The organism is Pseudomonas rhizozeae, assembly GCF_031583775.1.
Lineage (GTDB): Bacteria > Pseudomonadota > Gammaproteobacteria > Pseudomonadales > Pseudomonadaceae > Aquipseudomonas.
This window is the reverse complement of the sequence record NZ_JAVLSB010000029.1, coordinates 26,248-37,372: the sequence shown is the minus strand read 5'-3', so window position 1 is coordinate 37,372 and position 11,125 is coordinate 26,248. Positions and strand designations below refer to the sequence as shown.

At 61.4% G+C, this 11,125-nt stretch carries 9 protein-coding genes; 1 reads left to right on the top strand and 8 read right to left on the bottom strand.

All coding sequences use genetic code 11. The annotated features are described in order from the left end of the window. Positions 1 to 162: 162 nt before the first annotated feature. The 8 genes from RG836_RS09125 to RG836_RS09090 all read right to left on the bottom strand — a co-directional run bounded on the left by RG836_RS09125 (position 163) and on the right by RG836_RS09090 (position 8,396). On the bottom strand, positions 163 to 1,740 hold the full coding sequence (locus RG836_RS09125; protein ID WP_310844877.1) for an SPOR domain-containing protein: 1,578 nt from the start codon (positions 1,738 to 1,740) through the stop codon (positions 163 to 165). Between the two features lie 10 nt (positions 1,741 to 1,750). Beyond that, positions 1,751 to 2,851 (bottom strand): 3-dehydroquinate synthase, encoded by a 1,101-nt coding sequence (gene aroB, locus RG836_RS09120; protein WP_310844875.1) that lies wholly within the window; start codon positions 2,849 to 2,851, stop codon positions 1,751 to 1,753. 149 nt (positions 2,852 to 3,000) lie between these two features. Beyond that, a complete protein-coding gene (gene aroK, locus RG836_RS09115; RefSeq protein WP_310844873.1) occupies positions 3,001 to 3,519 on the bottom strand; it encodes a shikimate kinase AroK in 519 nt (172 codons plus the stop codon). 4 nt (positions 3,520 to 3,523) lie between these two features. Further along, positions 3,524 to 5,608: a type IV pilus secretin PilQ family protein gene (gene pilQ, locus RG836_RS09110; protein WP_310844872.1), complete on the bottom strand. Its 2,085-nt coding sequence runs from the start codon at positions 5,606 to 5,608 to the stop codon at positions 3,524 to 3,526. Positions 5,609 to 5,621: 13 nt separating this feature from the next. After that, a complete protein-coding gene (locus RG836_RS09105; RefSeq protein ID WP_310844871.1) occupies positions 5,622 to 6,149 on the bottom strand; it encodes a pilus assembly protein PilP in 528 nt (175 codons plus the stop codon). Further along, positions 6,146 to 6,769, bottom strand: a complete 624-nt coding sequence (gene pilO, locus RG836_RS09100) for a type 4a pilus biogenesis protein PilO (RefSeq protein WP_310844870.1) — start codon at positions 6,767 to 6,769, stop codon at positions 6,146 to 6,148. Before pilO ends, RG836_RS09105 begins: the two co-directional genes overlap by 4 nt. Continuing rightward, a complete protein-coding gene (locus RG836_RS09095) occupies positions 6,766 to 7,332 on the bottom strand; it encodes a PilN domain-containing protein (protein WP_310844869.1) in 567 nt (188 codons plus the stop codon). The genes pilO and RG836_RS09095 overlap by 4 nt, the downstream gene beginning before the upstream one ends. Next, the gene (locus tag RG836_RS09090; RefSeq protein WP_310844868.1) at positions 7,332 to 8,396 is read right to left on the bottom strand and encodes a pilus assembly protein PilM; all 1,065 of its coding nucleotides are present in this window, start codon (positions 8,394 to 8,396) and stop codon (positions 7,332 to 7,334) included. The genes RG836_RS09095 and RG836_RS09090 overlap by 1 nt, the downstream gene beginning before the upstream one ends. A gap of 218 nt (positions 8,397 to 8,614) precedes the next feature. On the opposite strand from RG836_RS09090, the gene RG836_RS09085 reads away from it, so the two are divergent. Continuing rightward, positions 8,615 to 11,056, top strand: a complete 2,442-nt coding sequence (locus tag RG836_RS09085; RefSeq protein WP_409078062.1) for a penicillin-binding protein 1A — start codon at positions 8,615 to 8,617, stop codon at positions 11,054 to 11,056. Positions 11,057 to 11,125 lie beyond the last annotated feature (69 nt).

Here is an 11,125-nt window from a genome sequence, read left to right as displayed (position 1 = left end):
TGCTGCCAATGGCTCTTCCCTTGGCAAATCCCGCAACGCAGCCTCGCGCATGTTGGCGCGCAACGCGGTCGTCAGCAAGCGCCAACAGACCCTAAAGGCGGCATGCGCTTGCAGAAATTTTGAGGTGCCGGGAGAGGCGGCCTGGGTAAGGCCGCCGAATCTTCAGCGAGTTGTGGCCAGTTCCTGTTGGACGCTGGCGACAGTGCGAGGCCAAGGTTTACCAGCCTGAACCTTCGCTGGCAAGGCCTTGATGGCGGTAAGGGCGGCATCGCGGCTGGCGAAGTTACCGTAGGTGATCACGTAGAGCGGCTTGCCGTTGAGCACTTTCTTGAAATAACGGTACTCGCCGCCCTGCTCCTTGACGAAGCTTTGGGCCGAGGCCTCGGAGCTGGTGCCGAGGATCTGCACCACGTAGTTGCCCGGCGCTTGGCCAGCGTACCAGGTGCCACCCGCAGCCTTGGCCACGGTCACTGGCTTGTCCGCCGGTTTCGCCGCTTCAGGCTTGGCTGGCGCGGGGGTTGGCTTGGCCGCAGGCGCTGGTACCGGTTTGGCGGTCGCGACCTGAGTCGGTGCGGGAGTCGGCTTGGCCGCCGGGGTTGGCGCCGGGCCAGGGGCTACGCCAGCCGGCGGTGCGCTGGTGGTCACGGTCGGCGGTGTAGCGCTGGAACCTTCGACCGGCACGCCGTCGTCGCCTTCGGTGATCCCACCGGCTTCTTCCGCTAACGGACCACGCATGACCGGTTGCGATTGGCCGACCAACGGCAACGGCATCGGCTGCGTATTACCGGCGAATTCGACAGCGGGAGCGCCGCCAGCATTCGGTTTTGGCGTGCCCAGTGGCAATTGCGCCTGTTCACTGGCCGCATCGCCAGTGGTCGGCGCCTTGCTGCGACCCGGCATCAGCCAGGCAGCGGCGACAGCTACCACGACGACGGCGGATATCGCCAATACGTGTTTCTTAGGCATCTTGAACCCCATACTTGGACGCTTCACCGCAGAGCGGCTGGCGATCATGGCTTCGATCATTGCATCGCGGGCGACCTGGTTGATGTTGCCAGGCCAACCGTCGGAGCTTTCGTGAATCTCAGTGATCTGGTCGGCGGTGAACAGTTCGATCCCCCGCCCAGCGCCTTCCAGGCGCTGGTCCAGATATTCACGAGTTTCTTCTTCGGTGTACGGTTGCAGCTCGATGACATGGAAGCGTTCTTCCTCGAGGCTCAGCGCCTCAAGTTGGGCGATCAGTGATGATTCGCCAAACAAGAACACATGCGGGCGACCTTCCGGTGCGCCAGCGGCCAATGCCATCAGGGCTTCGAGTGCGGATTCGTCAAGTTGTTCGGCGTCGTCGACCAGCAAATAGACTTCCTGGCCGGTCAGGGCCAGTTGCACCACTTGGGCGAGGATCGCGCCGATCTCCGCCTGGGCGACGTTCAGCGCCTGCGCCACCTGGCGCAGCACACCGGCCGCATCACCGGCGCCACGGGCGGAAACCACCACGCTTTGCACCGATTGCTTGTTGGTGCTCGCAACGAGAGCCTGACGCAATAACGTCTTGCCACTGCCTTGCGGGCCGGTGACCACCAGCAGCAACTGGCTATAGCGCGCCAGATGATGCAGTTGCCCCAGCACCGGTTTGCGCTGGGCTGGGAAAAATTTGAAACCAGGCACCCGTGGAGCGAAAGGGTCGTGGCTTAACTGGTAATGGCCGAGGAAAGCCTCGTCGGCATGCAAACTAGTCATCGGGATCTTATTAACCTTTAAGCTGAGCCAGAGCGCGGTAATCCGCTCCCAGCGTGGCCTGTAGAACCTCTTTTGGATAATCGTCGGTCACCACTGCTTCGCCCATGCGGCGCAACAGCACCAGGCGCATACGACCGTCGATCACTTTCTTGTCAATTGCCATGTGTTGCAGAAAATCGGCTTCTGTCATCTCTTCCGGCGGCACCACGGGCAAGCCGGCGCGCTGGAACAGGCGAATGCCGCGGTCACGCTCCTGCTCGCTGATCCAGCCCAGGCGGGCCGACATTTCCAGGGCCATTACGGTGCCAGCAGCGACCGCCTCGCCATGCAGCCAGACACCATAGCCCATGTGGGTTTCGATGGCATGACCAAAGGTGTGGCCCAGGTTCAGTGTCGCGCGAACGCCGGTTTCCCGTTCGTCCGCGCCGACCACGGCCGCTTTGGCCTCGCAGGACCGCTGGATCGCGTACGTCAGGGCTTGCTGGTCCAGCGCGCGCAGGCGATCGACGTTTTCTTCGAGCCAGGTCAGGAACGGCTCATCGCAGATCAGCCCATACTTGATGACTTCCGCCAGACCCGCCGAGAGTTCTCGGGCAGGCAAGGTATTCAGGCTGGCGGTGTCGATCAGCACCACGTTCGGCTGATAGAACGCGCCGACCATGTTTTTGCCGAGCGGATGGTTGATCCCGGTCTTGCCGCCCACCGACGAATCGACTTGCGACAACAGCGTTGTGGGAATCTGGATGAAATCCACGCCGCGCTGATAGCAGGCGGCCGCAAACCCGGCCATGTCGCCGATCACCCCGCCACCCAGGGCGATGACCGTGGTGCGGCGGTCGTGGCGCGCGGTCAGCAGGCCATCGAAAATCAACTGCAGGGTTTCCCAGTTCTTGAAGGCTTCGCCGTCGGGCAGCACCACGGAAATCACTGAGAAACCGGCCAGCGTGTGGGTCAAACGCTCAAGGTACAGCGGCGCAACGGTCTCGTTGGAGATGATCGCCACCTGCCGCCCGGCGATGTGCGGGGCCAGCAATTGCGGCTGATCCAACAAGCCTTCGCCAATATGAATCGGGTAGCTGCGCTCGCCGAGATCGACCTTGAGTGTCTGCATGTGTCCCCACAGTGAAATGAGTTTCCGGCGTCCTGCCAAGAGTTAACGAAAAATACGACTTCAGCAGATCTGACGCTGCCTGATAGCCATCCGCCACAGCCTCGGGCGTCCATTCAGGACGCCGAGGATAGCGCATTTCGTCATGGGTATTAACGGGGTGGTAGCTGCTGCAAGCGATCGAGGATGTCCAGCACCACCATGCGCGGTGGCCGCTCATCGGTTTCCACTACCAGGTCGGCAATTTCCCGGTAGAGCGGATCGCGAATCGCCAGCAGGTCGCGCAAGGTCTTGGCTGGATCAGCGGTGCGCAGCAGCGGCCGATTACGGTCGCGGGCGGTGCGGCCGACCTGCTGCTCGACCGAGGCGTGCAGATAAACCACGCGACCACCGGCATGCAGCGCCCGACGATTGGCCTCGCGCATCACCGCGCCGCCGCCAGTGGCCAGCACCACGCCGTCGCAGGCGCACAATTCTGCAATCATCGCCTGCTCACGGTCACGGAAGCCCGGTTCGCCTTCCTTATCGAAGATCCATGGGATATTGGCGCCCGTGCGCAATTCAATTTCCTTGTCGGAATCTTTGAATGGCAGGCGCAGCTCTTTGGCCAGCAAACGGCCGATGGTGCTTTTACCGGCACCCATCGGCCCAACAAGAATCAAATTTCGCACAGAATCAACGACTCACAGCAATCGCCTGGTTATTCATGATACGCGGAGTAAGAAATACCAGCAGCTCGGATTTTTTCTCCGACACCACGTCACGCCGGAAAAGGCGGCCAAGATACGGCACATCACCGAGAAATGGCACCTTATCTACCACCTTGCTCTGAGTATTTGAGAAAACTCCGCCGATGACGATGGTCTCGCCATCATTCACCAGGACCTTGGCGTTGACTTCGTTTTTCTTGATCGGCGGCACGTCCTGCACTTTGTTCAGGTAGTCCGGTTCGTCCTTGGTGACCTTGACCTCCATGATGATGCGGTTGTCCGGCGTGATCTGCGGCGTCACTTCCAAGGACAACGAAGCCTCCTTGAACGACACCGAGGTGGCGCCGCTGGAGCTGGCCTCCTGATACGGAATCTCGGTGCCCTTGAGGATTTTCGCGGTTTCCTTGTCCGAGGTGACGACCTTGGGCTGGGAGACGATTTCACCGTTACCGGTTTTCTCCATGGCCGTCAGCTCCAGATCGAGCAGCACGTTGTCGGTGATGAAGGCGATGCCGATCCCGGAGGTGTTGCCCGCAGCGCCCATGTCGACGAACGGCGAGTTGGTGCTGGTGCTGCCCGGCGTGCCGATGGTGGTCGACGATCCATTGACCCCGGAGCCGTTCCAGTTACCTTTCTGGATCGACCCGCCCCAGCGCACCCCGAGGCTTTTGTCGTAATCGACGTTGGCTTCAACGATACGCGCCTCGATCATCACCTGACGCACAGGAATATCCAGTTGCGCCACGATGCGCCGCAGTTCGTCGAGGCGATCCTGGGTCTGGTAGGCAATGATGTTGTTGGTGCGTTCGTCCACGGTGATCGAGCCGCGCTCATCGATTTTTGCCTCGGCGCTGGTCACCGACTGAAACAGCTTGGCGATGTCCGCCGCCTTGGCGTAATTGACCTGCAACAACTCCCGGCGCAATGGCGCCAGCTCGGCAATCTGCTTCTGCGATTCCAGTTCCTGACGTTCGCGCGCGGCAATTTCCTCGGCCGGCGCTACCAGCAGCACATTGCCAATTTTGCGTTTATCCAGGCCTTTGGTCTTCAACACCAGGTCCAGCGCCTGGTCCCACGGCACGTTTTGCAAGCGCAAAGTGATGCCACCCTGCACGGTGTCGCTGGCCACCAGGTTGAGGTTGGTGAAATCGGCGATCAGTTGCAGCACCGAGCGCACGTCGATGTCCTGGAAATTCAGCGACAGCTTCTCGCCGCTGTAGGCATAACGTTCAGCATTGCGCTTTTGCAGGTCGTCCACGGTCATTGGCCGGACGCTGACGGTCAATTTGTTATCGGTCTGGTAGGTGGAGTAGTCGAACGCACCGCTGGGCTCGATGCTGATGCTCGCCCGGTCGGTGCCAGCGCTGGCATTGACGAACTGCACCGGCGTGGCGAAATCCTTGACGTCCAGCCGCACCCGCAGCGGCTCCGGCAGTTGGGTACGAGCGAAGGTCAGGATGATCTTGCCGCCTTGCTCCTGGATGTCGGGGCTGATGGTGGGGTCGGACAAGTCGATGACCACGTTGCCCTCGCCCTGGGTGCCACGCTGGAAGTCCACGCCGCGAATCGACTTGGTGGACGGCGCGGAAGCCCGGGCCGGTGCCCGTGCCTGTGCGGATGCCGGAGTAGCAGTGGCTGGACGCGGCGTGCGGTTGGCCGCTTTCGGCGCGGCACCCTGGCCGATCACCACCAGCAGGTTATTGCCCTCCACCCTGGTGTCGTAAGGGGTCAACTCGGTCAGGTTGATGATCAACCGCGTGCGATCCTTGGCCTCGACCACGGTTGCACTGCGCGCGTTACCGCCGCCGAGATCACGGTTCTTGCTCGCCAGTTTGCTGGTCACGCCCGGCAGATCCAGGGCAATGCGCGCCGGCTGCTCGGTGGTGTAGCCATGGGGTACCGGTGGCGGCCCGTCGAACGACAGCTTCAGCTCGACGCGGTCCCCCGGCAGTGCAGCGACGTCCAGGGCCTTGAGGCTTGCCCCGAGGACCATCGGCGACAACAGCGCTATCCATAGCGAAATACCGAGGGTTGAGAAAATCCTGTTCATTATTCGACTTCCACTATGAGTGCTCTTTCAAAGGAATGGTCCGTGGCCGCTCCAGCCAGGCGCCCTGTCCGTCAGGAACGATTTCCACCACATCGACCTGCGAGTCGCTGATGGCAACGATCCGCCCGTCGTTGCGTCCCAGGTAATCGCCGACCTTCAGCCGATGCACGCCGCCGGCGCCGCGAAGCAAGGCGAATGAACCGGCGGCATTGGAGAGGGTGCCGACCATTTCAAACTGTTCGATGTTGAAGCCTTCGAGGTACTGCTTGACCCGCGCGGGGTCCGGTTTGACGTTACGCGAGCCTTGCTTCTGCCCGGCGAGGTCGACACGCACCTGCCGCGAAAACGGGCTGCGCAACGACGCGGCGTTGTAGGTGAAGGTTTCATACGGACGGAACGTCGGCGCGGCCTCGATCTTGCCCGGTGGACGCAGACGCTCCTGATTCATGTAGGCATCCAGGTCGCTGAAGTCGTTGCCATTGCCGCAACCACTCAGGCCTGCCGCCAACAGCATCAGCACTGGAAAACGGGTCGGGCTCATTTTTGCAGCCCCTTGTCGTTGTAACGGTAAGTCTTGGCCAGAATGCTCATGCGCAGCTTCGGTCCGCCACCTTCTTCCACCGGCGCCAGGTCGAAGTCATGCAAGGTGACGATCCGGGGCAGCCCGGCGACGCCGCTGACGAAGGTCGCCAGGTCGTGATAAGCCCCGGTGACGGTGATCTGAATCGGCAATTCGATGTAGAACGGCTGCGTGACTTCGGGCAGAAGCTTGATCTCCTCGAACTCCAGGCCGCTGCCCAGGCCCGTGCGGGTGATGTCTTCGAGCAAGCCGGGGACCTCGGTATCGCTCGGCAATTGACGCAACAGCACTCCAAAGGAATTCTCCATTTCCTTCATTTGCTCGGTGTAGCGCTCGAGGTTCGCCGCCATGTGCGCCTTGTGGGCGAACTGCTCCTTGAGCGTCGCTTCTTCATCGCGTTTAAGATGGAGCTGGGTTTCCAGGTCGCTGATATAGAAGTTGTAGCCCAGCGCCAGGATCACGATCATCAACAGAACACCGGCCAATGCCTTGACCGGTGCCGGCCAGGAGCCCGTGTTGCTGGTATCCAGGTCGTTCAGGTCGATCTTGCGCAGCCCTTCCAGCCATTTCGATAGCGTCATTGGCCATCCTCCTTGGCGGCGGGCTCGGTCTGGCGCACGGTTAACTGGAAGACATTCGCCTGGTCCAGTTGCCCGGCGGTCGTCGCCTTGACCTCGGCGAGGCTCGGCGCATCGAACCAGGCCGAGGCATCAAGGTTGCGCATCAGGTCCGAGACGCGATTGTTCGACTCCGCCGCGCCGGTGATCGACAGCGTCTTGTCGAGCATTTTGACTTCGGTGAAGTACACGCCTTCGGGCAGGGTCCGCGTCAGTTGGTCGAAGATCCGCCCACTGATCGAGCGGTTGCCTTGCAAGTCCTGGATGATCCGCATGCGTTCGACCAGTTGCTGCCGGCGTGCCTTGAGTTCACTGATCTGTTTGATGCGGTCATCGAGCACGGCGATTTGCTTGCCAATGTAGTCGTTGCGCGACACTTGCCGGTCGATGGCGGCACTGATGGTCTGGTCGGTAATCAGCACAATGCCCACCGCCGCGACCATCACCCCAGCCAGCGCCACCAGAAAACGCTTGCGCCGCTCTTCGCGCAGTTCTTCACGCCAGGGAAGCAGGTTGATCCGTGCCATCAGTCAAAACTCCTGAGGGCCAGCCCGCAGGCGATCATCAGCGCCGGGGCATCGCCGGCCAAGGCGCCGGCGTTGACCTTGCTGCTCAGGGCCATGTTGGAAAACGGATTGGCCACCCGGGTCGGCGTGCCGAGCCGCTGTTCGATCAGCCGATCGAGCCCGGCCACCGAGGCGGTGCCGCCGGCCAGCAGGATGTGATCGACCGTGTTGTATTGCCCCGAGGCGAAGAAGAACTGCAGCGAGCGCGACACTTGCTGCACCAACGCGTCGCGGAACGGCTGCAGGACTTCGCTGACATAGTCGTCCGGCAAGCCGCCCTGTTTTTTCGCCAGGCCGGCCTGCTCCACGGTCAGGCCATAACGGCGCTGGATTTCCTCGGTCAGTTGCCGACCGCCGAACAATTGCTCGCGGGTATAGATGATGCGGCCGTTGTGCAGGACGCTGAGGGTGGTCATGGTTGCACCGATGTCGACCACCGCGACGGTCAGGCGCTCCTGAGAGGCGGCGAGCTGGGTCGCCATCAGGCCGAACGAGCGTTCCAGCGCATAGGCCTCGACGTCCACCACTTTCGCCGTCAGACCCGCCAGGGCCAAAGCGGCCTCGCGCACTTCGACATTTTCCTTACGGCAAGCCGCCAGCAGCACGTCGACCCGCTCCGGGTTGCGCGCCGAGGCGCCGATGACTTCGAAGTCGATGGCTACTTCATCCAGCGGATAGGGAATGTATTGATCGGCCTCGATCTTGAGCTGGCTTTCCAGTTCATCGTCCGACAGCCCGGCGTCCATCTCGATGGTCTTGGTGATCACCGCCGAGCCGGCCACGGCCACCGCCACATTGCGCAAGCCGGTGCGCGCTTTGAGCAGCACCCGCCCAATGGCCAGCCCAACGCCTTCGAGCTCGGCGATGTTTTTCTCGACAACGGCATTGGCCGGCAGCGGTTCAACCGCGTACGCCTCGACCCTATACCGGTCGCCCTGGCGGCTCAGCTCCAGAAGTTTTACCGACGTGGAGCTGATGTCGATCCCCAAAAGCGTATTGGCTTTTTTATTGAAGAGTCCCAGCACTACCAATTCCCTATGACTATCCGTGAGTTACGGACTCTCTAATATGTATTGCGTTCAACCACCCGTCTTGACGGCAGTGCAAATGACGCCCGAAGCGGAAAAATGCTTATAATGCCCAGCGTTTTTTTCCGCATTTTCGTTCAAGCGCGGGTTGTTCGCTGTCTACCCTGAACCCCGATGCCCAATTTCATTTCTGTTGTGGATATCCAAAAGCCTTGATTCGTCTGCTGAAATTTTTCGGTTGGTCCATCGTCGCCGTTTTCTGCGGACTGCTTTTAGGTCTCAGCGGCGCGTATCTTTACCTTAGTCCGGGATTGCCATCCGTGGAGGCGCTGAGAAGTATTCAGTTGCAGATTCCTCTGCGGGTTTATAGCAGCGATAACAAGTTGATCGCAGAATTTGGCGAAATGCGCCGCACACCGATCCGTTTCGGCGACATTCCCCCCAACTTCATAAATGCGTTACTAAGTGCTGAAGATGACAATTTCGCCAACCATTATGGCGTTGATCCCAGCAGCCTGATGCGCGCCGCGACACAACTCGTGAAATCCGGGCACATTCAGTCCGGCGGCAGCACCATCACCATGCAGGTGGCGAAGAACTTCTTCCTGACCAGCGAACGCAGCTTTTCGCGCAAGGCCACGGAAATCCTCCTGGCACTGCAAATCGAACGGCAGTTGACCAAGGACGAGATCCTTGAGTTGTACGTCAACAAAATCTACCTGGGCAACCGCGCCTACGGCATCGAAGCCGCCGCGCAGGTGTACTACGGCAAATCCATTCGTGACGTCAGCCTGGCGCAGATGGCGATGATTGCCGGCCTGCCCAAGGCGCCATCGCGCTTCAACCCGCTGGCCAACCCGGCGCGCAGCAAAGAACGTCGCGACTGGATCCTCGGGCGCATGTACAAACTGGGGAAAATCGACGAAGCCGCCTACACCGCCGCGATCAACGAGCCGCTGAACGCCAGCTATCACGTGCCGACCCCGGAAGTGAACGCCCCGTACATCGCCGAAATGGCCCGCGCGGAAATGGTCGGCCGTTATGGCAGCGAGGCGTACACGGAAGGTTTCCGCGTCACCACCACGGTGCCGAGCGACCTCCAGGAAATGGCCAACACCGCCGTCCACGAAGGCTTGATGACCTACGACCAGCGCCATGGTTATCGCGGTCCCGAATCGCGACTGCCGGGCAAGACCCGCGAAGCCTGGGCCACCGAACTGACCAAGCAACGCACCATCAGCAGCCTGGAGCCGGCCATCGTCACCCAGGTCGACAAGACCGGTTTGCAAGTGCTGACCCGCACCGGTGACGAACACGTCGCCTGGGACAGCATGAAGTGGGCGCGACCGTTCCTGAACACCAACAGCATGGGCGCCAACCCCAAGCAGCCATCGGACGTCGCTCAGGTGGGCGATCTGATTCGCGTGCAGCGCCAGCCGGACAACTCGCTGAAATTCAGCCAGATCCCGCAGGCCCAGGGCGCGCTGGTGTCCCTCGACCCGCAGAACGGCGCGATCCGGTCGCTGGTCGGCGGCTTTGCCTTCGAGCAGAGCAACTACAACCGTGCCATGCAGGCCAAGCGCCAGCCGGGTTCGAGCTTCAAGCCTTTCATCTATAGCGCAGCCCTGGACAATGGCTACACCCCGGCGAGCCTGGTCAACGACGCACCGATCGTGTTCGTCGACGAGTACCTGGACAAGGTCTGGCGTCCGAAGAACGACACCAACACTTTCCTCGGCCCGATCCGCATGCGCGAAGCGTTGTACAAGTCGCGTAACCTGGTATCGATCCGCTTGCTGCAAGCCTTGGGCGTTGATCGCACCATCGATTACATCAGCAAGTTCGGCTTCAACAAGCAGGATTTGCCGCGCAACCTGTCCCTGGCCCTGGGCACCGCGACCCTGACGCCGATGGAAATCGCCACCGGTTGGGCGACCTTCGCCAACGGTGGTTACAAGATCACCCCGTACATCATCGACAAAATCGACAGCCGCAATGGCGATACGCTGTTCGTCGCCAATCCGCCGAGCGTACCGGCGGGCGACGTCGCCAGCAGCGGCATCGCCGCGCCGGACGCCCAGGCTTTCACGGTCAACGAAAGCCCGGCCGTCGCCGCCACCACTGCGCCAGGCGTGCCGCAAGCGCCAGCGGTGGCCGAGCGGATCATCGACGGGCGGACCACGTTTATCCTCAACAGCATGCTCGAGGACGTGATCAAGCTCGGTACCGGCCGCCGCGCCCTGGCCCTGGGCCGTACCGACCTCGCGGGTAAGACCGGCACCACCAACGAATCCAAGGACGCCTGGTTCTCGGGCTACAACGCCGATTACGTGACCACGGTGTGGACCGGTTTCGACCAACCGGAAAGCCTAGGCAAACGCGAATTCGGCGGCACTGTGGCATTGCCGATCTGGATGAATTACATGGGCGCCGCGCTGAAAGGCCGGCCGCCGCACACCCAGACCGAACCGGAAGGCATCCTCAGCCTGCGGGTCGACCCGGTCAGCGGCCGCGCCGCTACCCCGGGCACCCCGGGCGCCTACTTCGAACTGTTCAAAAGCGAAGACTCGCCGCCGTCGGTCAACGAACTGGGCAACGGTTACGCGCCGGGTAGCCCGCTGCCAGCGGATGAAGCGGCGCCGATCGATTTGTTCTGATTGCGTCGTGGCACTGAAGGAGCCCCGGTTCGCGAGAGCCGGGGCTTTTTTAGTGCGAGCAGTTTTTTT